The organism is Serratia sp. PF-27 (genome assembly GCF_030053255.1).
Classification (GTDB): domain Bacteria; phylum Pseudomonadota; class Gammaproteobacteria; order Enterobacterales; family Enterobacteriaceae; genus Serratia; species Serratia bockelmannii.
Genome location: NZ_JASGBT010000021.1, coordinates 757,436 through 780,727 on the forward strand (window position 1 = coordinate 757,436; position 23,292 = coordinate 780,727).

At 54.9% G+C, this 23,292-nt stretch carries 22 protein-coding genes, 2 tRNA genes and 2 pseudogenes; 10 read left to right on the plus strand and 16 right to left on the minus strand.

Translation table 11 applies throughout. The features are described 5' to 3' along the window. From QMZ29_RS18610 to QMZ29_RS18620, 3 genes and pseudogenes are all read left to right on the plus strand, one after another. Positions 1–1,677, plus strand: a 1,677-nt coding sequence (locus tag QMZ29_RS18610) for a hypothetical protein (protein ID WP_283225790.1), incomplete at its 5' end; no start/stop codon positions are given. A gap of 191 nt (positions 1,678–1,868) precedes the next feature. Beyond that, positions 1,869–2,306: a hypothetical protein gene (locus tag QMZ29_RS18615; RefSeq protein ID WP_060433665.1), complete on the plus strand. Its 438-nt coding sequence runs from the start codon at positions 1,869–1,871 to the stop codon at positions 2,304–2,306. Then, positions 2,275–2,598: pseudogene (locus QMZ29_RS18620) on the plus strand (relaxase/mobilization nuclease domain-containing protein); the annotation flags it as partial. The gene QMZ29_RS18615 and the pseudogene QMZ29_RS18620, both read left to right, overlap by 32 nt. Here QMZ29_RS18620 and QMZ29_RS18625 read toward each other — a convergent pair. From QMZ29_RS18625 to mhbT, 6 genes and pseudogenes are all read right to left on the minus strand, one after another. Continuing rightward, positions 2,597–2,863, minus strand: a pseudogene (locus tag QMZ29_RS18625) (DUF6387 family protein); the annotation flags it as partial. The pseudogenes QMZ29_RS18620 and QMZ29_RS18625 overlap by 2 nt on opposite strands. Before the next feature lie 323 nt (positions 2,864–3,186). Then, entirely contained in the window at positions 3,187–4,380 is a 1,194-nt protein-coding gene (locus QMZ29_RS18630) for a 3-hydroxybenzoate 6-monooxygenase (protein ID WP_060433669.1), read from the minus strand. Positions 4,381–4,399: 19 nt separating this feature from the next. Next, on the minus strand, positions 4,400–5,044 hold the full coding sequence (gene maiA, locus QMZ29_RS18635; protein WP_060433915.1) for a maleylacetoacetate isomerase: 645 nt from the start codon (positions 5,042–5,044) through the stop codon (positions 4,400–4,402). A 19-nt stretch (positions 5,045–5,063) separates the two neighbouring features. Next, positions 5,064–5,765: a fumarylacetoacetate hydrolase family protein gene (locus QMZ29_RS18640; protein ID WP_025303616.1), complete on the minus strand. Its 702-nt coding sequence runs from the start codon at positions 5,763–5,765 to the stop codon at positions 5,064–5,066. Between the two features lie 15 nt (positions 5,766–5,780). Beyond that, a complete protein-coding gene (gtdA, locus tag QMZ29_RS18645; protein ID WP_060433672.1) occupies positions 5,781–6,818 on the minus strand; it encodes a gentisate 1,2-dioxygenase in 1,038 nt (345 codons plus the stop codon). A gap of 18 nt (positions 6,819–6,836) precedes the next feature. Further along, positions 6,837–8,186 (minus strand): 3-hydroxybenzoate transporter MhbT, encoded by a 1,350-nt coding sequence (mhbT, locus tag QMZ29_RS18650; protein ID WP_261426201.1) that lies wholly within the window; start codon positions 8,184–8,186, stop codon positions 6,837–6,839. Positions 8,187–8,311: 125 nt separating this feature from the next. On the opposite strand from mhbT, the gene QMZ29_RS18655 reads away from it, so the two are divergent. Continuing rightward, positions 8,312–9,220 carry a LysR family transcriptional regulator gene (locus QMZ29_RS18655; RefSeq protein ID WP_060433674.1) on the plus strand — a complete coding sequence of 303 codons (909 nt, stop codon included), beginning with the start codon at positions 8,312–8,314 and terminating at the stop codon, positions 9,218–9,220. A gap of 38 nt (positions 9,221–9,258) precedes the next feature. Here the strand turns inward: QMZ29_RS18655 and ttrA are convergent, their stop codons facing one another. The 3 genes from ttrA to ttrB are packed head-to-tail and all read right to left on the minus strand — an operon-like array spanning position 9,259 to position 14,082. Further along, the gene (gene ttrA, locus QMZ29_RS18660; protein ID WP_261426200.1) at positions 9,259–12,330 is read right to left on the minus strand and encodes a tetrathionate reductase subunit TtrA; all 3,072 of its coding nucleotides are present in this window, start codon (positions 12,328–12,330) and stop codon (positions 9,259–9,261) included. Continuing rightward, on the minus strand, positions 12,323–13,348 hold the full coding sequence (ttrC, locus tag QMZ29_RS18665) for a tetrathionate reductase subunit TtrC (protein ID WP_261426199.1): 1,026 nt from the start codon (positions 13,346–13,348) through the stop codon (positions 12,323–12,325). Before ttrC ends, ttrA begins: the two co-directional genes overlap by 8 nt. Next, complete coding sequence (gene ttrB, locus QMZ29_RS18670) at positions 13,345–14,082, minus strand: tetrathionate reductase subunit TtrB (RefSeq protein WP_261426198.1); 738 nt, start codon at positions 14,080–14,082, stop codon at positions 13,345–13,347. Before ttrB ends, ttrC begins: the two co-directional genes overlap by 4 nt. 228 nt (positions 14,083–14,310) lie before the next feature. Between ttrB and ttrS the strand changes: the two genes are divergently transcribed. The 4 genes from ttrS (at position 14,311) to QMZ29_RS18690 (ending at position 18,355) form a co-directional block, all read left to right on the plus strand. Beyond that, positions 14,311–16,032 (plus strand): tetrathionate respiration histidine kinase TtrS, encoded by a 1,722-nt coding sequence (gene ttrS, locus QMZ29_RS18675; RefSeq protein ID WP_261426208.1) that lies wholly within the window; start codon positions 14,311–14,313, stop codon positions 16,030–16,032. Beyond that, a complete protein-coding gene (gene ttrR / locus QMZ29_RS18680) occupies positions 16,004–16,603 on the plus strand; it encodes a tetrathionate respiration response regulator TtrR (protein WP_261426197.1) in 600 nt (199 codons plus the stop codon). Before ttrS ends, ttrR begins: the two co-directional genes overlap by 29 nt. A gap of 340 nt (positions 16,604–16,943) precedes the next feature. Next, on the plus strand, positions 16,944–17,606 hold the full coding sequence (locus QMZ29_RS18685; RefSeq protein ID WP_025303625.1) for a VUT family protein: 663 nt from the start codon (positions 16,944–16,946) through the stop codon (positions 17,604–17,606). 17 nt (positions 17,607–17,623) lie between these two features. Next, the gene (locus tag QMZ29_RS18690) at positions 17,624–18,355 is read left to right on the plus strand and encodes a metallophosphoesterase family protein (protein ID WP_261426196.1); all 732 of its coding nucleotides are present in this window, start codon (positions 17,624–17,626) and stop codon (positions 18,353–18,355) included. Here the strand turns inward: QMZ29_RS18690 and QMZ29_RS18695 are convergent. Both QMZ29_RS18695 and QMZ29_RS18700 read right to left on the minus strand, forming a co-directional pair. Further along, complete coding sequence (locus QMZ29_RS18695) at positions 18,348–18,836, minus strand: ATP synthase subunit B family protein (RefSeq protein ID WP_043136490.1); 489 nt, start codon at positions 18,834–18,836, stop codon at positions 18,348–18,350. The genes QMZ29_RS18690 and QMZ29_RS18695 overlap by 8 nt on opposite strands. After that, positions 18,837–19,490 carry a helix-turn-helix domain-containing protein gene (locus QMZ29_RS18700; protein WP_043136493.1) on the minus strand — a complete coding sequence of 218 codons (654 nt, stop codon included), beginning with the start codon at positions 19,488–19,490 and terminating at the stop codon, positions 18,837–18,839. An 871-nt stretch (positions 19,491–20,361) separates the two neighbouring features. On the opposite strand from QMZ29_RS18700, the gene QMZ29_RS18705 reads away from it, so the two are divergent. After that, a complete protein-coding gene (locus QMZ29_RS18705; protein ID WP_025303629.1) occupies positions 20,362–20,604 on the plus strand; it encodes a DinI family protein in 243 nt (80 codons plus the stop codon). A 225-nt stretch (positions 20,605–20,829) separates the two neighbouring features. Here QMZ29_RS18705 and QMZ29_RS18710 read toward each other — a convergent pair. The 4 genes from QMZ29_RS18710 to QMZ29_RS18725 all read right to left on the minus strand — a co-directional run bounded on the left by QMZ29_RS18710 (position 20,830) and on the right by QMZ29_RS18725 (position 22,080). Further along, positions 20,830–20,905, minus strand: a tRNA-Thr gene (locus QMZ29_RS18710). 6 nt (positions 20,906–20,911) lie between these two features. Next, positions 20,912–20,999, minus strand: a tRNA-Ser gene (locus tag QMZ29_RS18715). Between the two features lie 157 nt (positions 21,000–21,156). Continuing rightward, positions 21,157–21,486, minus strand: a complete 330-nt coding sequence (osmE, locus tag QMZ29_RS18720) for an osmotically-inducible lipoprotein OsmE (protein WP_025303630.1) — start codon at positions 21,484–21,486, stop codon at positions 21,157–21,159. 126 nt (positions 21,487–21,612) lie between these two features. After that, a complete protein-coding gene (locus tag QMZ29_RS18725; protein ID WP_025303631.1) occupies positions 21,613–22,080 on the minus strand; it encodes a nuclear transport factor 2 family protein in 468 nt (155 codons plus the stop codon). Positions 22,081–22,187: 107 nt separating this feature from the next. Between QMZ29_RS18725 and QMZ29_RS18730 the strand changes: the two genes are divergently transcribed. Beyond that, entirely contained in the window at positions 22,188–22,766 is a 579-nt protein-coding gene (locus QMZ29_RS18730; RefSeq protein WP_049203662.1) for a TetR/AcrR family transcriptional regulator, read from the plus strand. On the opposite strand, the gene QMZ29_RS18735 is transcribed toward QMZ29_RS18730, so the two are convergent. After that, positions 22,760–23,176, minus strand: a complete 417-nt coding sequence (locus QMZ29_RS18735; protein WP_025303633.1) for a VOC family protein — start codon at positions 23,174–23,176, stop codon at positions 22,760–22,762. The genes QMZ29_RS18730 and QMZ29_RS18735 overlap by 7 nt on opposite strands. Positions 23,177–23,292: the final 116 nt, after the last annotated feature.

A 23,292-nucleotide genomic window follows, 5' to 3' on the forward strand; every position in this document is an offset into this window, starting at 1 on the left:
AAACCCCTACCAAAAACATTTATCGGAAAAACGTGTCTTAGACCATATGATAGCCTTATTCAGTCCCCCTTTAAAAAAACTCTTTTAAGAGAGTATACAGTTGATTTATTCGGTATTTCTCTGACGGTAGATTCAGTGGCATTTCAAGAGCAAGATATGATAGTATCAGCTTATGCTACAACTGCATTATGGTCTGCGCTACATGCGTCGAAACATCGAGATTTAAGCACGATCCCATCGTGTAGTGAAATAACAATAAATGCAATAAATTATATACCTGGTTCGAACAACAGCTTTCCTAATTTATCACTAACAAACAAACAGTTATTAAGATCTATAGATGTCGAAAAATTCAAGCATCATCTATTTAAAGTTGATGAAATTTCAGATGAAGAATTTCACCAATTGGTCGAAACCCATATTAATAGCAACATCCCACTGATATTGCGAGGAACTATTTATGAAGTCAAAGATGACAAAACCTTCATTAGAAAGAATGACCATGCAGTAACTATATTAGGTTACAACAGCAATGAAGGTAAAGCTTTATACATTCATAATGATAGGCAAGGTCCCTTTGTAAGGTCTAGATATTTGAAAAGCAAAATAACAGAAACGACAGAATGGGGGTTAACTTTTCAAGAGAAGGATGACTTAAAAAAATGGAAAAAAGCACATGAAGTGTTGGTTCCAGATTCTATAATTGTATTAACCAAAAGCAAAGTTAGGCTATCAAGTGAATATGCCTATACTACAGCAAAGTTGATAAAATACCTATTCGAAACCTTACTAAAAATAAATAATATTGAGAGAACGTTACAACTATCCTTCTCAATAAAACTGAAAGAGATATCTGAAATTAGAAGTGATGTCTTGAATTTTAATTTCCAAAAAATGGGAAATGATAAGTTTGGCATTGATTATTGCGAAAACAAAAGAATCGAATTTCTAACACATGCCTATTCGAAACATCATTGGATAGTAGAATTCAAGCTGGATGAAGCTTACTGCTTTGATGTGTTATTTGATGCCACCGATATACCTCAAGGAGATGCTGTTTCCGGCATAATTTATAAGGATTACATAAGATCTCAAGCCGTAATAGAAATATTATTACAATTAACTAAAAATGACGATACTCTTGAACTTATCCTCAAAGACATTCCGAACTTTGAAGAAAAAAGCTTCCTAATTTCATTTTTAAATAAATTAAGCAATGACGATGATGATTACTCTACATACCTCGATAATTTCTATGGTACTTTGAGAGCACCAAGCTATCTCAAGCCAGAAGAGTTTAATAGTAAGAAAATAAATAAAAATAAAAGTAGTAAATCGTTTTATGGCAGGCAAGATCTTACTTTTTCCGCTTTGACAAAAAATTTAGAGAACAATAATAAAAAATCGTTCTTAATATGGGCAATCACGCAAGAAGGCACATTAGTCATAGGAAAGGAAATTAATAACAATGGGCACCCTACGTTAACGGGATTTAAACCGGCAAGAATCGCTGGCGAATTATTTATAAAGAACGATCAATATTTTATAAATTCAAAATCAGGAAGATATAGTGGAGACTACGACGATCCCGAAAAATATTTGGTCAATGTAATTCGGAAGTTTAAAGAAGTCTTCCCTGATGACATAAATATAAAAATAGACTCTTTCATTGCTTAATGTATGTAAGCAAGGGCTAACTCATCGAAGCGCTACGCTGCTTCTTCGAGTTCCCCTTGTTTTTTCGCCCTTCGGTTGAAAAAAATTAAAAGCAAAATCAACACACGGCATTGACATTACTCGCTTCTATCATATAAATAAATTAAGCATAAGGAATATGCTTTTATTTAATTGTATGAAAAGGAGTTCATATGTTCGAAAATAATACTTTTAATAAGATCGTTCTCAGTAAGCACTCCCATAATGGAAACGTTAACGAAGAGAAGCTCACACACAACCAGCTTCGTTCTCATTGCGTCAGTGTAAGATTAAATGATGAAGAGCTAACGCTTCTCAATGAGAGACGTTGCCGTCATCCTAAAGGCGAGTGGCTTCGCTTATCTTTACTTAATAAACTTCCTACTGTCGTTCCAGCTATCAATATTGAAGCCTGGAAAACCCTTGGTGAGATTTCGCAGAAGCTAAACAAGCTTGTGGCTCATCTTGATAGCAAGAGCTATGAAAGCTCTCTGACGCAAACTGAACTCTTCGCCGTAAAACGTCAGGTCTCAGAACTTCGCTTGCATTTAATTACCGCTGACCTGTGGAGAGCTTTCCATGAAGGGAATGCAAAAAATCCGCAGGGGTAAGAGCTTCGCTGGTGTAGTGCTTTACGCATTAAAACCAGCTTCTCATCATAAAAAAGATCCGATAGTGATTGGCGGGAACATGGATGGAAGCTCCGCTGAAGATCTGATAGTTGAATTTAATACCACAAAAGCGCTTCGCCCGGATGTTGCTAAACCCGTCTGGCACAATTCGCTTCGCTTGCCAAAAAACGAAGCGCTGACAGATGCTCAGTGGTCAGAGATTGCTGATGATTACATGTCCCGAATGGGCTTCTCTGAAACGCACCTCAGATGCTATGTCCTTCATGATGATGAGGTGGTTGAAACAACTTGTTTTCGGGAGTCATATACCCAAGTTTTTCCTCATCTATAAGAAAAGGATTCCCACTAAAGATTTTCGAGAAGTATCCCATAAGAGCTTTGTTCTCAAAATTTTCTCTGTAGCTTTTGAAGAACAACGTCCTTGCCCATAGCTCATGATAGAACCGTATAAGTGTAAGCTTTTCGAATTTGCGGTAAGTATCAATGTCGAGCCAAGATTTGATCTCTTTCGTATGTTCCGTTGACCAGTTTTTCATCATCCCTTTCCTTCTAAAAGCGATTTTAATCATTTTAGCTTACAGTAGTACTATTATCGCTTGAAACGTTGGGGTCCGGGACAGTTTTTCGCTGGTGCGATGATTTTCACGTTTAGGCATACGCTTAGGCATACACAGATAAATAACACTTAAACAAGATCATTAAAATCAATTAATTACATTACTTTATTTAATCCTCTCATGCCGACCAAATTTAAGAAAACCTGCTGTTACAGCAGGTTTTTTTTCGTCTGCATATTGAGAGGATTAGGCCGCACCGGTTTGGCCCATGCGCTAGCGGAGGTCTGGGCAGGGCCTCTCTTTCAGCGCGGCTGCAGGCAGTTTTCTTCTTTCCAGCCGTACAGCCATTCCATTCCGCGATAAAATTCCGCCTGAGATTTGCCTTTCCATAACAGATTACGCACCTGGCGCTCAACGCCTGCGGCGTGATAAACACGGCCCATCTCACGGGTTGACCAGACGATGCGCGCCGTGCGTGGAATACGTACCGACTCGTACAGGGCAAGCGCTTTTGCCGCATCCCCTCCATGCTCTTTCAGCGCTTTACCCAGCGTTACCGCATCCTCCAGCGCCATGCAGGCTCCCTGCGCCATATACTGTGCCACCGGGTGCGCTGCGTCTCCCACCAGCGTGATACGGTCGTTGCCCCATTTCTCCACCGGTTCACGATCGGCGGTTGACCAGCGGCGCCATGAGGTCGGCTTATCCAGCATCTGGCGCGGACGCGGGTGAATACCGGAAAAATAGGAAAGTACCTCCTCTTTACTGCCCTCCTTCACACCCCATTCCTCCTGCTGACGGCTATGGAACGTCACCACCAGGTTATACTGCTTCCCGCCGCGCAGCGGGTAATGCACCAGATGGCAATGCGGCCCCGCCCACAGTACCGGCGCGTTAATGCGTAAATCCTCCGGCATCTCATCGCAATTAATCACGGCGCGGTAAACCACATGTCCGGTCACCCGCGGCGCATCGCCCAGCAGGTACTGCCGCACCACCGACCTCACGCCATCGCAGCCGATCAGAATATCCGCCGTCCAGCGATTGCCCTGCTCATCAAATACCGTCACATCGTCCACCGTTTGGCTGATACCCGCCACCTGCGTTGAGGTACGGTATTCCACATCCGGATGGGTCAATACCGCTTCCCAAACAGAGGCGTGGATATCCGCCCGATGGATAACCGCATAGGGACCGCCAAAGTGATCGCGAAATGCTTGCCCGGTCTCAATATGCACCACCTCCTGGGCATTGACCGCATCCATCAGGGTAATGTGATCGGTAAAGACGGCGCGCTGACGCGCTACGCCGCCCACACCCAGGCTATCCAGCGCGGAAAAGGCGTTGGGGCCGAGCTGAATACCCGCCCCAATCTCACCAATCTCGTGCGCCTTTTCCAACAACATCACTTTAATGCCCTGGCGAGCCAGCGAGAGCGCAGTCGCTGCGCCGCCAATGCCTCCCCCGACGATAATTGCGCGCATCACTTTAGCCATTGTTTTCCTCCTTTCGGGCTCAGGCTGAGATTTTGTCTTGTTGGTTTTCGGGCGCCGCGGCGATAAACGCCGGGAGCTGAGTACAGGCGTCGTAAACCGCCTTACAGCGCGGATACCCGCTCAGATCGCACCCCATCCGCAGGGCATTCGCCCACTGAGGGATCAGGCAGCAATCCGCCAACGTCGGGGTATCGCCAACGCAGAAGGGTCCTGGCGGCCTCTGGAGCAACAGCTGTTCTACGGCGCTCAGCCCTTGGCGGATCCAGTGCGCATACCAGCGTTTTTTCTCTTCCTCACTCACCTTCAGCTCTTCACTCAGGTAGCGTAAAACCCGCAGGTTATTTACCGGATGAATATCGCAGGCAATAACATAAACGATTTCCAGTATCCGGCTGCGCGCCGGGTCGGCCGTCGGTAACAGCGGCGACTGAGGAAAATGGCGATCCAGCCAGTCAATAATCGCCAGCGACTGGCTGAGAGACTCACCGTCGTCCGTGAGCAGCGTCGGCACCAGCCCGACCGGGTTCATTCGCCGATATGCCAGCTCATTCTGCTGCCCGATGCGAATATTGACCCCCACCGTCTGGTAATGGAGGCCTTTCAGCGCCAGCGCAATGCGCACGCGGTAGGACGCTGAGCTATTAAAGAAACTGTACAGCTTCATCATTCACCTCTGAATCGGCTCAGACAATCTTCACGGCGATCGGGGTTAGCCCCTCTACATTGCCGGTAATCACATCGCCTTTCACCACCGCGCCCACCCCCTCCGGCGTCCCGGTAAAAATCAGATCGCCGGGCTGCAGCTCAAAAAAGCCGGACAGATAGCTGATGGTTTCATTCACCGACCAGATCAGATGGCGGATGTCGCTGCGCTGGCGATCGCTGCCGTTGACCTGCAGCCAGATAGGCGCGTTGTTCACGTCGGCGCTGTCGCCGGCTTTATGCAATGGCGCGATGGGCGCAGAAAGATCGAACGACTTGCCGATTTCCCATGGGCGCCCCATCTGACGCATGTCCATCTGCCGATCGCGGCGGGTCATGTCCAGGCCTGTGGCATATCCCCAAATGTATTCATGCGCCTTTTCCAGCGGAATATCGCTCCCCCGTTTGCCAATCGCCACCACCAGTTCGATTTCGTAGTGATAGTTGTCGGTTTGCGACGGATACGGCAACGCCAGCGTTTCGCCGGCCGCCACCGGCACCACCGCATCGGCAGGCTTGCAGAAGAAAAAAGGTGGCTCACGATCCGGGTCAAAGCCCATTTCGCGGGCATGCGCAGCATAGTTACGCCCGACGCAGTAGACACGGCGCACGGGAAACTGTTTATCACTCCCCACAACAGGAACCGTCACGGGGGCTTGCGGTGCAAATACGTATTGCGTCATTTTGTCTCTCCCAAATTAATAACGTGCTTCGCGGAACAGTCCCAGGGCTTCCTGAACCGGCCTGTCCGAGAAACTGAATAACACGGTGTCTTCGTCCGCCTGAAACGACACGTCGAACCAGGTCGGCGCCACGAAGATATCTTTTGCCGAAAAGTGAAGGGTTTCGCTGCCGATGCTGACCTGGCCGCGCCCTTCCACCACGTGGTAAATGGTGCTATCCGTGGTGCGCGCCTTCCGTGAGGAAAAGCCTTTCGGCAGCAGCTGCAGGAAGGCGCCCATCGAGGGCATGGGATAGCCGCCGGTCACCGGGTTGGCGTAGCGCATCTTGTAGCCGTCCCACTCGTCGGCGTCCCCCATGCGGGTGAGGTCGTGCAGCGCTTCCCGGCTGCGATCGTAGCGGTAGTTGAAAATGGGCGATGAGTTGCCTTTCTGATGGCGCAGCGGCAGCATATTGGCCGCATAGCGCGGTAAATAATCCCCCTCCTGGCGCGTCACGGGCTGCTGCTCTTGCGGATAGTCTTCCGCGAAACCGCAACCCAGCAGGTTCACCAGCGGCAGATCCAGCCCGTCCAGCCATACCACCGGCTCCTCGCCGGGATTACCGTGATCGTGCCAGCGCCACTGCGGCGTCAAAATGAAGTCGCCTTCATGCATTTGCATACGTTCACCGTCAACGGCGGTAAATGCCCCTTTCCCCTCGACGATAAAACGCAATGCCGACTGATTATGGCGATGGCTCGGCGCGACTTCGCCCGGCATGATCAACTGCAATCCGGCATACAGCGTCGGGGTGATGGAGGACTGTCCGCGCAGCATCGGGTTTTCCAGCACCAGCACGCGGCGAACCGCCTCTTTGGCGCCAATCAACTCGCCGCTGGCCAGCAGGTGCGGGCGAATCGCCTGATAGTTCCAGTAAGCCGGAGCGCAGTTTGCATTCGGCGTTTGCGGCACCAAATGGTGCAGCGACTCCCACAATGGGGTCAGGTTCTGCCCGGAAATATGCCGGTAGAACTGCTGGCGGCTGGGATTAACATCCTGATTGCGTTCAGGCATAGGGATTCTCCTTTTCATTCACGACGCTGCGCGAGGCAACGTATCAGGGGCTGGGGCAGACTGGCGAACGACAGCCGTCAGCAGCATTAACATCACCGTACTGATCGCCGCCGGCACGGCAATAATGAAAAATAGCGTATCGAATGAGAAATTCATCGCCATCATCACGCCGCCGGCAAGCGAGCCGACAATCGCGCCGCAGCGGCCAATGGCATTGGACCAGCTGACGCCGGTCGCCCGGCTTTGTGTCGGATAGAGCGTGGCGGTCAAGGCATTCAGCCCAACCTGCGAACCGCTGATGCCGATGCCGGTGCCGAAGATGGCCAGCGCCATCAGCCACAGGCCGTTCTCGCTCAGACCAATCATGACGATACACGCGGCGCCCAGGGCGTAGCTCGCCGCTAACACCCGGAAGGGATTGTATTTGTCCATCAACGCGCCCAGCCCCAGCGCCCCCAGCGTTCCGCCCATCTGGAAAGCGGCGGTCACCCAAGAGGCATGCTGCAGATCTATACCGCGATGGTTAAGCAGCGTCGGCATCCAACTGGAGAGCAGATAGATAATCAACAGGCTCATAAAAAAAACCGCCCAGAGCATGAGAGTAATGCGCAGCTGGCGGCCGGCAAACAGCGGGCTGATGCTCCCTTTGGCCGCTGTAGCGGCTTCGTTGAGGTAAAAATGGGTCTCTTCATCGCACTCTCGGGTGATGCCGCTGACCGTTTTGGCAATCACCTTGCGCGGCAGTTGGCGGCGGACCTGCCAGCGCGGGGATTCCGGCAGGGCAAACAGCAGCACCACAAAGAGCATCAGCGGCAAAACGCCTCCGAGCACCAAAATGCCGTGCCACCCCATCACCGGCACCAGTTGGGCGCTGACGATCCCGCCCAGGGCTGAACCGAGCGTGAAACCGCAGAACATCAGCGTGACCAGCGCACCACGGCGGCGAGCAGGCAGATATTCAGAGGTCATCGTGATGGTGTTCGGCATCGCGCCCCCCAACCCCAGGCCGGTGAGAAAACGTAAAATGACCAGCGTTGGCATATCGGGGGAGAAGGCCGAAATCAGGCTCAGCGTGCCAAACAGCGCCACGCAAAGTTCGATGACGCGCTTGCGGCCAAAGCGGTCAGAAAGCGGGCCGCAAAGCAGTGCGCCCGCCGTCAATCCCAACAACCCCGCGCCAAACAGCGGTGCCAGTTCGCCGGCGGTCAGTTGCCATTGGGTACGGATGTCGGGTGCGATGAAACCAATGGCGGCGGTGTCAAAACCATCGAACATCACCACCAAAAAGCAGCAGATGATAACGCGCCACTGCGTCTTACTGATGGGAGCAGCATCGATCAGTGCTTGTAAATCACGCCGTTGAGTCATAGTGAGCGCCTCGGTGCAGGTAGGGAGATGTCTGTCTTGTTTTAGGTATGTTACGAATTTGTATCCTTAGCGATAAAATGTACAATGGCTTTTCAGGCAGAGACATAACCGGAGGGTTATAGCAAATGGCGAACTGGGCGCAGAAAATGAAACTTCACCATCTGCAAATGTTGGTGGCGTTGGGTGAGCAGGGAAATCTGACCCACGTTGCCCGGATGATGAACATCTCCCAACCCGCTCTGTCAAAATGGTTGTCACAGCTCGAAGATGAGATTGGGATCACGCTGTTTGAGCGGCATAGCAAAGGGCTGCGCCCCTCCGAGGGGGGGAAACTGCTGCTTCAGCATGCGCAGCGCTTGGTCAACGATCTCGAGCGTTCGCAGTCTGAAATCGCCCGCTTTAAGCAAGGCGGGCTGGTGGGAAGCCTGAAAATCGGCTGTTCGCCGGTCGCCACCGACTGCGTTTCGCAGGCCATATTGAGCCTGCTGCAGGAAATGCCAACGCTGCATCTCAATATTGAGGAAAAGGTGATGACCCCGCTGCTGCACGATCTGATCGCGGGCGCGGTGGACGTCGTCGTGGGCCGCGTTGGCGGGCGGGCGCTGCAACTGCCGCTCAACTATCAAGTGCTCTACACCGAACCGGTATGCTTTGTTGCCCGCCCTCACCATCCGCTGGCGGAATCCGCCTCCCTCACCTGGCGCGATCTCACCCACTGGCGCTGGATTGTCTGGCCGACCGGCACGCCCATCCGCCTCAGCATTGATAATGCGCTGGCGGATAACGGCGTGATGCTGCCCGAAAACACGGTTGAATCGGCATCCATGAACGTCAGTACCAACCTGCTGCAAAGCAGCGATATGATCTCCATTCTTTCCCTACGGCTGGCGCAGCGTTATGCCAGCCAGGGGCAGCTGGCGATCCTGAATCTGCCGAAGATAGAGCAGAAAGGCAGCGTGGGCGTCTTCTGGCGCAACAGCGAACCGCCTTTTGCCGCGCTGAGCCGCTTTTTGCAGCTGCTGACGCAGGCTTAACACCCCCACCTGCAGCCACAGCAGATTTACGGCTGCGCCTACGCGGAAAGCTTGACGATGGTCGCAGGGATCCCCTGACGCACCGCCGCTCCGGTCACCCAATCCAGCCAGGTATTCGGCACTTTACGCGTCGGATCGGCAAAGCCCAAATCGTTGAGGTTGATGCCGGCGGCAATGCGCTCATCCATCGCCAGCGGTTCACCGTCCAGGTAGTGCTGACTGGCCCCCATCTCCCGGTGGCCGTAGCCGTGTTCCACCGCGATCACGCCGGGCATCACGCCTGCCAGTAAACTGATCCGCACCTCTCGACTGCCGCCCGGCGTGCTGATACGTACCCGGTCGCCGTGTTGAATGCCGAAACGTGCCCCGTCTGCCGGATTCAGCGCCACCAGGTTCACCGGTTTCACGTCGTGCAGGCGCCGGATCACCGCGGTGGAGCTGCTCATCACGTTGGATTTGAAGGACATCAGGCGCAGTGGCCACTGCTGCTCAGGGTAGAGCGCTTCCACCGCGCGGCCGTCCGACAAACGCGCCGGATAGCAGGTGGGGCAGCCGCTGAAACGCTCACCGGTGATCGCATGCCGGTGCTTCGCCACTTCCGCATTCCAGATCTGCAGCGGTTTCTCCCAGCGGTTGCCCACGCTGCCGTCGCGGCGGCCGCTGTCGTGAACGGCGAACCGGCCGCCGCGGCTGTAAATAAACGCCACGCGGTCGATTTCATCGGCGCGCAGCGTCTGCGCAAGCTGCGGCAACAAGCGATCGACACCGCTCAGCGTCAGTTCGTCCGCCCTCGCGGCCGGCACCGGCGCCTTGCCGGCAAACGCCACGTTGGCGGCGGCGCGCAGATAATAATCCTCGGCGCAGTTGAGCGGCAGCAGCTCGCCCTGGCCGTCGCCGATAGCGCGATCGCCGAACCCCGGCAGCGCCAGGCGTTTAGCGACGGCGATGCAAAACGCCTCCATGGAAATCGGCTGCCCTTGCGCCGTTTTCGCGGTCGCCGGCGTCACTATCGGCCAGCGCGCGGTAGTGGCCTTGCTGGCGACGCCGCCCCAGGGGGCGCTGAACCCCCAGCTCTCAAAGTTATGGGTGTCCGGGACGATATAGTCGGCCAGCGCCGTCGTTTCGTTGATAAACGCATCGATAGCGATAAACAGCGGCAAACGCGCCGGATCTTTCAATCGTTCCTCCGCCACGCTACGCAACCCGGCGATACCGTACAAGGGGTTGGTCATGTTCGAGATCCAGGCTTTCAGCCCGTACGGATACCCTGCCAACGCCGATGTCAGCAGCTCGGTCAGTTGCCCGGCGACGAACGGATACCAGGGCGCCCTGGCCGGCCAGGGGGAAACGCCCGCCGCCACTTTTTCGCGGTACTCGTCGGAGGTTTCATAGGCGGCCTTGCTGCGCGCGATATTCAGGCCCTTCGGTTTTACCAGGCCGGGAAACTCGACCAGGTTATAGCGCGGCCCCTCAGCGAAGCCGTTGAATTTTCCGCCGCCGACGAACACGCCTCCCGCCAGGCTCAGGTTGCCGATCAGCACGTTAAGCATCATCACCGACCAGGTATTGTAAAACCCGTTTGCCGCCATCATCCCGCCATGGGCGATCACCGCCGCCTTGCGCCCGTGGGCGGTAAAGGCCTCGGCCAGTGCCGCGATGCGTGCCACCGGCACGCCGCATTGCCGGCTGTACGCCTCCGGCGACAGCTTGTCGGCGGCCTCTTTCAAACACTGGAAGCCGCTTTTCACCCCCACCTGCACGCCGTCGTGCAGCGTCACCGTACGGCTTACCCACAGCTCGGCGCTGTCGCACGCCTCGGCCGCCACCAGTTCCCCCGCGCCGTTGACCACCAACGGCGACGCCGACCCGGCGCCATTCAGATCGGCCAGCGTCAGATGCTGCCCCGCCCGCGGATGCTCGCTCTCGGCGATCACCAAATGCGTGGCGTTGGTCCAGCTCTTCTCGCCGGCGCGTTGCATGGCGACCTCCGACGGGATGGCGAGATAATCGGCCTGATAACGCCGGTGGTCGAGGACCCAACGGATCATTGCCATCGCCAGCGCCGAGTCGGTGCCCGGCAATATCGGGATCCAATGGCCATGATCGTCCGCCAATGTGGTGGTCAGTGGCAGCGCCGGCGCCACTACCGCATAACGGAACTCGCTGCGCAATCTGGCGCTGGCCAGTTGCCGAGCCTGGCGCTTGAACGGGTTGCCGGACTGTGCCGGCGAGGTCCCCATAAACAGCGCGAATTCGACCTGTTCCCAGTCGGGTTTTACGTGCGGATTTTTGTCCAGATCGTTCATCAGCGCACCGGAACCGGCACGGTAGGCCAGCCCGCAGTAAGCGCCGTGCGCGCCGAAGTTTTTGCTGCCGAAACTGTTCTGAGCGAAACGCCGCAGGAAGCCGTCGCGCCCATCGTCACCGGCGTTGGTCACCAGCAGCTGATTGGCTTTCGGCCCCAGCCCCGGCTGTCGGGCATCGATCGGCGTCTCCAGATCGCGGATCGCCCGCAGGCCCTCCACATGCCCCTCGCCGAACAGATCGCCGCCTTCCACCACTTCAGCGATCAACTGCTCAAAGCTGATGCGCTGCCACTTGCCCTCGCCGCGTTTGCCGACGCGCTTCATCGGCTCCAGCACGCGCAGCGGGCTGTAAAGCCCTTCCAGCAGCGTGGCGCCACGCGCGCAGGCGGTGGAACGGGCGTCGAGGCCGCTTTCGCCGCCCAGCTGCGCCAACGCGTCCTGCAGCGGCAAGGCCGAGTCGACGTGCCGTTCCTGAGACAGCGGATGATAAGGGTTGCCGGCAATGCGCAATACCCGATCGGTCTGCCTGTCCACCCGCACCCGCACGCCGCATTGCGTCCAGCAGCCGAAACACTGGGTCATCGAGATGGCCTGCTGCGGATTGCCTTGCCATTCCGGCCTTGCCCGCCCTTCGGGCGGCAGGGAGTTGCCGTTGATGCGATCCAGGGTCACCCGCCCTGAAGTGCCGTGAATCAAGCCGTCTATCGCCCGTTTGGCGACCTCGCGATAGCTCAGGCCAAAGGCGGACAATCCACCGAAGGCCAGGCCCACTTTCAACCACTGACGCCGGGTGAGTTTAGCCATGTTGTTTTCTCCGCAGTAAAAACGCCTGTGCTTCACGCACCATGATCATTAACGCCAGCCACAACCCGAAAGTGCCGACGATCGCCAGCAAGCCATCGGTGCCGAGCGGCAGGCTATAAGGGGAATACGTCGCGTTGTATTTCGGGATGGTTTGCACCTCGATCAACAGCGTCCAGCGCATCAGCCAACTCAGCCCCAGTGCGCCGGCCACCAGCAGCGTCGTACCGCCGCGCGGCAAGCGCCGAGAGCCGGCCCAAGCGGCGCACGCCAGCGTCAGCCCCCACAGCGCAATCCATCCCACGGCATACCGGCGCGCCATCGCCTGCGTCTGCAGCCAGTGGCGTACCGCCGCGCCGGATAACGTATCGCCGCATACCCACAGCAGGATCGTCCCGCCGAGCAGCAGTAACGTCAGCAGCATCCCGCGCGCCAGCGGCGCCTGCAGACCGGGCCGTTCGCGCAATGTCAGCAGCAGCAAGGCCAAGAGCGCCTGCAGCGCGCTGAGGAACATCACGATCGGAAATCCGTAGCTGAACCAAATGGGGCGGGCACGCACGACGGAAACCTCACGCCCGGTGTACAACAGCAGGCCGATAGCCACCAGCGCGCAGGCGGGCGCAATCCCACGCAGCAGCGCAACCGGCCTGCCCGTCAGCCGCGCAAATTCGAGAGCGAGAAACCACAGGCCGATCAGCAGGGTAAAGAGCGGCAAGAACAGCGCGCCCCACGGCATCCACGACCAGGGCGTCGGGTAGGCGTAGAAATGCCAGAAGCGGGCGGTTTGATGCAGGTCGGCGGTCAGCGCCAGCGGTGCGGTGATGGCGCACGTCAGCCCAATAAACAGCGCCATGCGCTCCAGATGCGCGGCGTTTTCTCCACCGCGCCAGCGCCACACGCAGGCCAGCAGCGCAGCACAGGCAGCGATGCCGATAAAGAAGAAATATTGCACGGCCCACGGCAGCCAGCTCACCGCCTGCGGTTGGCCCAGCACTTCTGCGATCATCAGTTGGCGACTCATCGTCCCTCCCCCCATAAGGCAACCTGCGCCCGCCCCGGCAGCGGCGTGACGAAGGCGTCATCCAGCCCCAGATAAAACACATGGGGCGCGGTTTGGTTCTCCGGCTTGAGGACGTTGATCTCGGCCTCGTGGCGCCGCAGCATCTTGCTCAGCGTGCTGTGCGGATCGCGCATATCGCCGATGATCCGCGCTCCCCCCACGCACGACTCCACGCACGCCGGCAACAATCCCGCCTCCAGCCGATGCACGCAGAAGGTGCATTTGTCCGCCGTTTGGGTGGCGTGATTGATAAAGCGGGCATCGTACGGGCAGGCCTGCACGCAATAGGCACACCCCACGCAGCGCGTGTTGTCGATCACCACGATCCCGTCCTCACGCTGGAAAGTGGCCTGTACCGGGCACACCGGCACGCAGGATGGGTTGTCGCAGTGGTTGCACAGCCTGGGCAGCAGCACGTTGGTCGCCACCGCTTCACCTTCGAGGCTGACCTGGTACTGGTTTACCGTGGTGCGAAACTCGCCGTGCGGCGTCTGGTTTTCAATGGCGCAGCTCACGGTACAGGCCTGGCACCCGACGCAACGCCGCAGATCGATCAGCATCGCGTAGCGGCGGCTCGCATCCCCCTCGCGCCGCGTCGGCGCTAACGTCAGCCCGGCCTCCGCCACGGGGATCAGCGAAGCCCCCGCCGTCAACACGCCCAGCTGCTGCAAAAACTGCCGTTTACTGAAGTCCATGCGCCTCTCCCACGCCCTGGGCATCACCCCGATCACGCTATTGATGCCTGTTAGATGAATAAACAATGTCGATGATTTACAGTGTAAAAATGGCATCGATGGCGCTCTATTGTGGTTAACCACATACCGGCCCCAACGTTGATCTAAAACAAGTGGCGGCAGGCAAATTGCCCATCAGGAGGGGCTGTGAGGGTCGTGTTATTACTGCTGTTCAGTCTCGGCTGGGGGATGGCGGCACAGGCGGGAGAGTGGTCGGTCGGCGTGCTGGCGATGCGCGGCGATGCGGCGACCGCGCGTGACTGGCAGCCGCTGATCGACAGCCTCAACGGCAGTGTCGGCGGTGAGCGCTTCCGCCTGCAGCCGCTCGATCTGGCGCAGATGCGCGAAGCGGTCAATCGGGGCAGCGTGCAGTTCGTGGTCACTAATCCGGCGCAGTTCGTGCAGTTGAACAGCCGCTATCATCTGCGCTGGCTGGCATCGTTGCGCGCCGCCAACGGCGATCGGGCAACGGGCAACATCATCGGCAGCGTGATTCTAGTGCGGCGCGACAGCGGCATCACGACGCCGCAGGCGCTGATGGGCAAAACGGTGGGCGCCATCGATCCGCAGGCCTTCGGCGGCTATCTGACCGGCTATAAGGCGCTCAGCGATGCCGGTATGCGGCCCGATCGCGATTTCCACCTGCGCTTTACCGGTTTCCCTGCCGATGCCCTGCTCTATCTGTTGCGCGAGCGCGCCATTCAGGCCGCCATCGTCCCCGTCTGCCTGCTGGAGAAAATGGATCGAGAAGGCCTGATCAACCCGGCGGATTTTCGCCCGCTGTTGCAACGGCCCACATCGGTTCCCTGCGTCAGCAGCACGCCACTTTACCCCAACTGGTCGTTCGCCGCCCTGCCCGGCCTGGATAACTCACTGGTGGATGCGGTGGCAAGAGCCTTGCTGACCGCACCTCCGCAGTCTCCCTTTCAATGGGGCGCACCGGTCTCGACCAGCGAGGTGGAAGCCTTGCTGCGCGCCGTCAATCAACACCCGGAACAGCGGCGGCTGTGGCTGGATATCAAGAGCTGGCTGATCCAGCATCAGACGGCCGTCGGCCTGTCGCTGGCGGTGCTGGCGCTGTTGATCGTCAACCATATCTGGATCGCGCTGCTGGTACGCCGGCGCGGGCGGCAGTTGATCCATGCCGGAGAGCAACTGCGGCGGCAGGAGCAGGCGCTGGAGAACGCCAGGCAGCTGAACGTGCTGGGGGAAATGGCCTCCGGCTTCGCGCACGAGCTCAACCAGCCGCTGGCGGCCATTCGCCTTTATGCGCAGGGATGCCTGATCCAACTGCGCAAAACGGACGCCGAACACCCGCTGCTGACGCCGCTGGAAAATATCGACCGACAGGCGCAGCGTGGCGGCGAGACGATTCATAACCTGCGCCAGTGGGTGCAGCCCACCGCTGAGGCGATAGACCAAACGCGCTGGCGACCCGCGGCGGTAAGCGAAACCGCCGAGCGGGTGTGGACGCTGCTGCGCCTGACTCAGCGCTATCCCGACCTGAAACTGTTCAACAACGTGGCGCCTTCGCTGACGCTAATCCTGCCGCCGGCGCTGCTGGAACAGCTGCTGGCAAACCTGCTGCTGAATGCGGCGCAGGCCGGAGCCAATGCCGTCTGGCTTTCCGCCGTCCAGAGCGAACGGGCGATCGAGTTGCATCTGCAGGACAACGCGGGCGGCATGACAACGGCCGGGCTGGAACAGGCTTTTCGCCCCTTCAACACCACCAAAGCCGGCGGCATGGGGCTGGGGTTGGCCATTTGCCGGCGCCTGGCCCGCTACGGCGGCGGCGAAATCCGCCTGGCTAACCGCTCCGCCCCCGACAGCCGCAATGGGCTGTGCATAACGCTGCATTTCATATTGAACGATGAGGAAAACCATGTCGCTAATTCATCTGGTGGACGATGACGCCGCCGTCACCGACGCCTGCCATTTTTTGCTGACCAGCCTCGGCCACGACGTGCAGTGCTGGAATGACAGCGCCGACTTTTTGGCGCGGGCCGACCTGTTTCAGACCGGGATCGTCTTGCTGGACATGCGGATGCCGAAACTCGATGGGCACCAGGCCTACGCTGAGCTGCGCCGCCGCGGTAGTACGCTGGCGGTGGTGTTCCTGTCCGGCCATGGCGACGTGCCGATGGCGGTGGAGCAGATGAAGTACGGGGCGGTGGACTTCCTGCAAAAACCGATCGCCGCTGAACCGTTAATCGCCGCCCTCGAACGGGCGCAGCAGGTCTCGGCCAAAGCCCAGCAGCGCCATGAAACTTGCGGCCGCTACCATACGCTCACACCGAAAGAACGCGACATCGCGCAGTTGGTGGTGCGAGGCATGATGAATCGGGAAATGGCGGAGCGGCTGAATATCGCGCTGCGCACCGTAGAGGTTCACCGGGCGAAAGTGATGGAGAAAATGCAGGCCGCTAGCCTGGCGGAATTGGTGATTCAGCTGCAGGCTCTGCCGCCCACGCCCCGGGAGTGAATGCATAAAGCCCTCATCAAGCTAACGTCCCGTATTCCTCTTTCCTTGATTGACACAGCGCGATCCAGGCAATATATTTATTAGAAATATTAATGAATTACGGTAGAATCACCTTTTCTCAACCAACAGGCTATCAGCATTCTCCGCAAAACCCAGCGTAGCGCTTTCGCCTTCAGGAACCCCGTGTGGGAAAGAAGGGGCGTTGCCTTGAATAAAGAGAAATGATGACCATGCAACATGGCTCGAGCATCATTACGCCACTATCTGGCCGCCCGTTTGACGTTTTAAATAAGTATGGATTATGAATAACAGAAGAACACGGACTAAATAAGGAATAAAAATGCAAGGAAATCTCAAGCTCTATGGCCTTTTTGTTGGCCTGACGGTGACCATTATGATCACCTGCGACACGTTGGTTTATAAGGTCTTTGATATCTATGGTTTTAAAATAACGGCAAGCGGCATTGTATTCTCCTTGTGTTTCTTGATATCCACATTGCTGACTGAGGTTTACGGCTATAAATTGTCGGTAAGAGCAATATGGATCATGGTGTTCTGCCAAAGCTTATATGTCATAATACTTAATCTCTCAGCCGTTATTCAGCCAGAAAACAACGATATCGCCACACACTATTATTCTTTATACCATGAATTCTGGCGAGTCATGATAGGCACCTGGGTGTCCGTTCCGGTCGCTTATTTCGTCAATGGTTTTATTATTTCAAAGATGAAGATTATCTTCTCCGGCAAATACTTCTTTATCCGATATATTGTGGGCTCCATGTCTACACAGGCCGCCCTGTTGCTGACAGCCTATCCGATCAGTCTTTCAGGAAAATACACCTTCATGGAGTTGGTTAACATCATAAGCACGACGTGGTCTTATAAAGTTGTCGTCTCTATTGTATTACTGCCGCTCGCCATCGCCTTAGTCGAGTGGGTGAAGAAGATAGAAAATACCGATCATTATGATTGGGGCACCTCATACAATCCATTTAAGTAATATCAACAGGGTCTCACATGAAAGTAATTCAGATTAGCGACATACATATTATGCCTAATGAAAGCGCGCTGGCTTCGAAGCATCTTGCTAATTTCGACAGGGCCATTGACTTCATTAATGCCAATGCCGATAAAATCAATGCCGACTTAATCATTGTGACGGGTGACATCTCTCATGATGGCGATATCCCCTCTTATGAGCGCTTCTTTAAGATAATGAACCGCACTTCCTTACCTTTCTATTTTTTCCCAGGCAACCACGACAACAAAAAGAACCTGGACGATACAGCCCGTAAACAGGGCGGCAGCTACGATATAAACTCGTTTGAAGATGACGAATGGCGCATGCTCAGCATCGACTCGGTGGTCGATAACGAAGATTTCGGCAGGGTCTCGACGCAATCGCTCGACACGCTTGAAAAAGCCATCGTCGCAAGTGACAATAAAAAGGTCGCCGTCTTCTTGCATCATCATCCTATTCCGGTAGGCACCCCGATTGTTGATAGCTGTATGTTAAACAATGCCGAGGAGTTTTTGAGCCTCTGCCAACGATTAAACGTTAAGTTTATCGGCTCAGGCCATGCACATACGCTATTCCAAAGAAAGCTGGGGGAAACCTTAGTCTCTGTTTCCCCGGCGATTTGTTCGCAATGGAAGAACGGCACAAGCGGTGTCAGCAGCATAGACAATTCGGCTTTCAGCGTGATTACGTTCGATGAGCATATTCACGTCGAACCCTGGTTTATTTAATCAACGTCAGTATTGTTTTTTTAGACCTGTCGCTTTTCTTAGCATTTTTCAATGAGGCAGAGAGTGCTCTGCCTTCCTTTACCCCGGCATAGAAGGCTATTTTCGTCGCATCCAAGGACTCGGTTTTGTCGACAAGATCGCGATCCCTTAGAAAATCCGCCCCTGATATTGATATCGAGTCAACATCGTTTTTCAACGTCCACATACAGTTTCGTTTCTCTTCATGAATCGACAGTTTGGCCGAGGCGATTTTTATTTTAGATTCGGTCTCGGCGATAAAAGCGATATCTTTCGGGTTAACATGCCTGAGAAAATCGCCCTCGATGAGTTGCCCCCAGTTTTTTTTCACGAAAGTATGGGTGCCAAACTCTTTGAAAAGCCAATATCCATCCGCCGTTCGGATCACACTACGATCTAACGTATAGAGGTAACTGGGAGAGTATATTTTTCTTAACCTTCTCATTATGTTAAATAAGTCCATTTATTTCAGCCTCTTTATCGTTTTCAATAGAACACCGACGATCGCATAATCGCTATAGGACTTCACACTGCTATCTGAATCTAATGAGATGTTTGTAAACAACAAGTCGCCGTCGGAAACAAAAACTCGCCTTAAGCATATTGGGTAATTTTTCAGCTTAACCAGGACGATATCGCCATCGCAAAATGGCTCCTTGAGCGAGATCACACAATACGTTCCACGGTCTAATTCAGGCGACAGTGAATTATTCGTTATCTCTACCACAAACAGCGAATCGTCCGTCATGTCATCGACTTCTGTCGTATAGGTATCTGCCGTTCTGATCGTGTTGGCCAGAAAACGTTCTACATCGCTGTAGCTAATGAGTGGAAGCGATCTCACATTGTGTTTGGCCTCTCCCGTGACGCTTAAATCCTTGTCAGTCAGCTCCCCTACTTTTACGCTGAAAAATTCACCAATGGACGCAAGCGTAGAGATCGTGGGATTCCCCACGCCTTTCCTCAGATTATTGATCGTGGCAATACCTATCCCTGTTTCGCTGCTCAACCGACTGGCGTCAATCCCGTGCATGCGCATGAGGTAAGTAAGGTTTTCACCTATCATTTTCAATGACATACCATTTTCTTCTGATATTTTAATGTTGTTTGGTTGCATTATAATGTTTTAAACCTATACTTTAGTGTCATTAAAGTGAATTAAAAACATTAAACCACTTCTAGGGTGGCTATGACAATGACTCGGGGCCTTTGGTATACGAAATATAAATACAATACATTGTAATATAATAATTTTATTGTGAATCACCGGTCTTGCCGAACATGACTGGCTGCCTTTTAAATGATTCAATTTACTTATAAAAATGCTGTCTGCACAGGCTAACTCATATGCCCGTTCATCAAACATCAGAGGCGCTTTACAACGCCCGGGATATCTTCATCGCATTCACGCCATAGCCGACGCAGGAGAAACCCAAAATGCTAAACATTAACCCCGCAGCAATTTAACGCACAGAAGCCAACCTGGAGAGCAAATCGCATCCCGGTTCGATAATTTTAAAGGAAATGAGATGAGTGCTTTATTCATCGCTCATCGAGCGACCATTGGCCAACACTCGGGATTTTTTCTCTGTCAGAACGCGAAGAAGCTGCGTCAGCGCCCGTAGCGCCGAGTTCCGGCGCATACCTGCATTGATCGATATTATGCCAAGAACGGCGACCAGAAAGGTGGCGTCGGGCCCCCAACACCAGGGAGCCCCCAGCCCGACGCCACCGCCTTACATACTGATTAGTAAGGGAGAAAAATGTAGGTTGCGGAGGATAATCGTGCCCTTTGAATATTCACGCACGAAGTGAGCGAGGAAAATGCAGACCACTGGCCAGACGTAAAGAAAAGATTCAGTGGCAGGCTTGGCAGCCCGCTGCGCAAGTAAGAATAAACGCCTTATGCAAAATTGCGCCCCCCTCTTGCCAACCCGCCTTCCTCAGGCCAGAATACTGTACATTAAATCAGTGTTTACAGGTGAGTCATGTTTGTAGAATTAGTGTACGACAAGCGCAACGTCGCTGGGCTACCCAACGCCGCCGAGATTATTCGCAACGAGCTGGAAAAACGCGTGCATGTGCTGTTCCCGGAGGCGGAGGTGCGCGTGAAGCCGATGCAGGCCAACGGCCTGAACTCCGACGCCAGCAAAAGCGATCGTGAGAAGCTGAACCGAATGTTGGAAGAGATGTTCGAAGAAGCGGATCAGTGGCTGGTCACTGATATTTGAACCCTGTCTGATAGCCGGACTCGCCCACCGGCTATATTTCCGCCAGTATATGCAAACGTTCAGCCCTTGGCTAATGGGATTGACGCCGTGCCTCCCCCATCCGGTTATCGGTTGGTTAATGTTAATATCGATGCTATTCGAAGCGCGCGCTGCTGCAGTGTGCACTTTTCTAGCGCACCAATACCATAACAAAAAGCCCCAGCATCGCTGCTGGGGCCTCTGTCATGGTGCCGGCTACCGGAATCGAACTGGTGACCTACTGATTACAAGTCAGTTGCTCTACCTACTGAGCTAAGCCGGCTGAATTTGGCGGAAGGACAGAGATTCGAACTCTGGGAGCTGTTACACTCGACGGTTTTCAAGACCGTTGCCTTAAACCACTCGGCCATCCTTCCAATGGGCGCTGATATTAGCGATACCGTTATGAAATGTCTATCGTTTTGATGCAAAAAAATGGCACAACCGGTGCAGTTGCCTAAACTTCAGGCCTTAAACGCTTAAAAAATGAAAAGCCCCGCGCAAGCGAGGCTTTTTTGGTCGGCCGAAACGCGATTATTTCGGCTGAGAATCGTAGTCTGAACAGGTTTGATAGCCCTTGTTCATGACATGGCCCGTGTCGTTGTAGCTGACAAAGTAGGTTTGCACCTTGCCGTCGCGCGGCGCCACCGCATAGGTGTCGCAGGTGCCCTGCGCATGAACCAGTGTGGCAGTGGTCGACGGTGGACCCGCGATAGCCCGCACCTGCTGCTTGGTCATCCCTACTTTGACATCGCTGACCACCGGCTCATTGACATAGCTGGCTGCGCGATCATAGGTGGTACAACCGGCAAGAATGGAGAATACCGCCGCAGTGCCGACGGCCAAAACCAACTTCTTCGTCATAGCTTGTCCTCTTGGAGTGCATTTGTTGTTCCCTAAGTCTAGAAGCGGGAAGGCTTTTCTACAAATTCCCCTTTGTCGATCGGTGCGCTTTTGCTCTCAAAAGGCCATCGCAGCATCCCATCAGATTCAAAAACCGAAATCGCTCAGGGCCGGGACATCGTCCGGGCGCCGGCCGAGCGGCCAATGAAAACGCCGATCCTGTTCGCGGATCGGCATGTCGTTGATGCAGGCGTGACGGTTGATCATCAGCCCCTCCTGATTGAACTCCCAGTTCTCATTGCCGAAGCTGCGATACCAGTTGCCGGAATCGTCGCGCCATTCATAGGCAAAACGCACCGCGATGCGCGCGCCGTCAAACGCCCACAGCTCCTTAATCAGCCGATACTCCAGTTCTTTCGCCCACTTGCGTTGCAAAAAGCCGACCACCGCCGCGCGCCCATCGACAAATTCCGCGCGGTTACGCCAGTGGGTATCGAGGGAATACACCTGCGATACACGTTCGGGATCGCGGCTATTCCAGGCATCCTCCGCCAGCCGCACCTTCTCGATAGCGGATTCGCGGGTAAAAGGCGGCAATGGGGGTTTAATACTCATGTTTATCTCCTAAGTGAAGGCGTGTAGACAACTCTGTCTACATCATTACGCTAGCGCATGTAGACAGAGTTGTCTACAATCACTCGGAAATAGCCAGGGAGAAAATGATGACCGCCGATCTCAACGCCTTACCCGCCCGCCAGCGTATCCTGCTGACGGCGCACGATCTGTTTTATCAAGAAGGGATCCGCGCCACCGGCATCGATCGCATCATAAAAGAATCGGGCGTGACCAAGGTGACCTTCTATCGCCACTTTCCCAGCAAGAATGATTTAATTACGGCGTTTTTGACCTATCGCCATCAGCAGTGGCTCACCTGGTTCAGCACATCGCTGGCCCATCATGTGGCGCAAACCGGTGGGCTGCTGCCGGCGTTGGCGCCCTGCCTGGCGGAGTGGTTCGACGAACCGCGCTTTCGCGGCTGCGCATTTATCAATACGGCGGTGGAAATCGCCGATCTGCTGCCGGAAAGCCTGCACATCGCCAGCCGGCATAAGCGGCAAATGGCGGAGGAACTGGCACGTCACCTGCCCGCCGGCCCACAGCAGGAACAGCAGGCAGCAATGCTGGCGATGCTGATCGACGGCGCCATCGTCAGAGTGCAGATAGAGCGGCAACCGCAGGCGGCGCTGCAGGTGCTGAATGCCGCTCTGGCGTTGCTGGCACAAGGCGGGTTCGATCAGTAATTGGCCCAGATGCCCGGCGTCACCAGTTCTAACAGGTGGGCGTCGGGATCGCGAAAATAAATACTCTCCCCGCCGTGTTCCCAGCGCATCCGCCCCTCAATCTCCACGCCGTTGGCCGTCAGATGCCGTTCCCAGTGTGGCAGTTGCGCTTTCGCCACCGCCAGCCCGATATGCGCTGGCCCCACGCCATCGTGCGCAGGAATAAACCCGGTAGGATAGTGCGCCCCGCGCAGCGAGTCGCCCTCGATAAACAGCAACAGTACGCTTCGATCGCCGACGTTATAGGCGCGAAACCGTTCGTTAGCGACCATCGCCGGCAGTTTCAGCACCTCCCGGTAAAAAGCGTCCGCGCGTTCAATATCGCTGACGTACAGCACCGTTTCGATCACCTTGTCGATCTTGAGTTCCATATCATCCCCCTCTTTTTCTGTACTGACAGCGTAGGCTTAGAGGAGGAAAACCACGGTACTTCCCGTGCCGATAGCGGATCAATCCGTGCTTTTTTACCGGCTTACAGGCAAAAAAA

Coding starts and splice junctions, on each gene's coding strand:
- QMZ29_RS18615 (WP_060433665.1), top strand. CDS start 1,869: ATGTTCGAAAATAATACTTTTAATAAGATCGTTCTCAGTAAGCACTCC.
- QMZ29_RS18705 (WP_025303629.1), top strand. CDS start 20,362: ATGTTTGTAGAATTAGTGTACGACAAGCGCAACGTCGCTGGGCTACCC.
- ttrS (WP_261426208.1), top strand. CDS start 14,311: ATGGCGGCACAGGCGGGAGAGTGGTCGGTCGGCGTGCTGGCGATGCGC.
- QMZ29_RS18690 (WP_261426196.1), top strand. CDS start 17,624: ATGAAAGTAATTCAGATTAGCGACATACATATTATGCCTAATGAAAGC.
- ttrC (WP_261426199.1), bottom strand. CDS start 13,348: ATGAGTCGCCAACTGATGATCGCAGAAGTGCTGGGCCAACCGCAGGCG.
- maiA (WP_060433915.1), bottom strand. CDS start 5,044: ATGAAGCTGTACAGTTTCTTTAATAGCTCAGCGTCCTACCGCGTGCGC.
- ttrA (WP_261426200.1), bottom strand. CDS start 12,330: ATGGCTAAACTCACCCGGCGTCAGTGGTTGAAAGTGGGCCTGGCCTTC.
- QMZ29_RS18695 (WP_043136490.1), bottom strand. CDS start 18,836: ATGGACTTATTTAACATAATGAGAAGGTTAAGAAAAATATACTCTCCC.
- ttrR (WP_261426197.1), top strand. CDS start 16,004: ATGTCGCTAATTCATCTGGTGGACGATGACGCCGCCGTCACCGACGCC.
- QMZ29_RS18735 (WP_025303633.1), bottom strand. CDS start 23,176: ATGGAACTCAAGATCGACAAGGTGATCGAAACGGTGCTGTACGTCAGC.
- QMZ29_RS18640 (WP_025303616.1), bottom strand. CDS start 5,765: ATGACGCAATACGTATTTGCACCGCAAGCCCCCGTGACGGTTCCTGTT.
- QMZ29_RS18630 (WP_060433669.1), bottom strand. CDS start 4,380: ATGGCTAAAGTGATGCGCGCAATTATCGTCGGGGGAGGCATTGGCGGC.
- QMZ29_RS18655 (WP_060433674.1), top strand. CDS start 8,312: ATGGCGAACTGGGCGCAGAAAATGAAACTTCACCATCTGCAAATGTTG.
- QMZ29_RS18700 (WP_043136493.1), bottom strand. CDS start 19,490: ATGCAACCAAACAACATTAAAATATCAGAAGAAAATGGTATGTCATTG.
- ttrB (WP_261426198.1), bottom strand. CDS start 14,082: ATGGACTTCAGTAAACGGCAGTTTTTGCAGCAGCTGGGCGTGTTGACG.
- QMZ29_RS18730 (WP_049203662.1), top strand. CDS start 22,188: ATGACCGCCGATCTCAACGCCTTACCCGCCCGCCAGCGTATCCTGCTG.
- mhbT (WP_261426201.1), bottom strand. CDS start 8,186: ATGACTCAACGGCGTGATTTACAAGCACTGATCGATGCTGCTCCCATC.
- QMZ29_RS18725 (WP_025303631.1), bottom strand. CDS start 22,080: ATGAGTATTAAACCCCCATTGCCGCCTTTTACCCGCGAATCCGCTATC.
- gtdA (WP_060433672.1), bottom strand. CDS start 6,818: ATGCCTGAACGCAATCAGGATGTTAATCCCAGCCGCCAGCAGTTCTAC.
- osmE (WP_025303630.1), bottom strand. CDS start 21,486: ATGACGAAGAAGTTGGTTTTGGCCGTCGGCACTGCGGCGGTATTCTCC.
- QMZ29_RS18685 (WP_025303625.1), top strand. CDS start 16,944: ATGCAAGGAAATCTCAAGCTCTATGGCCTTTTTGTTGGCCTGACGGTG.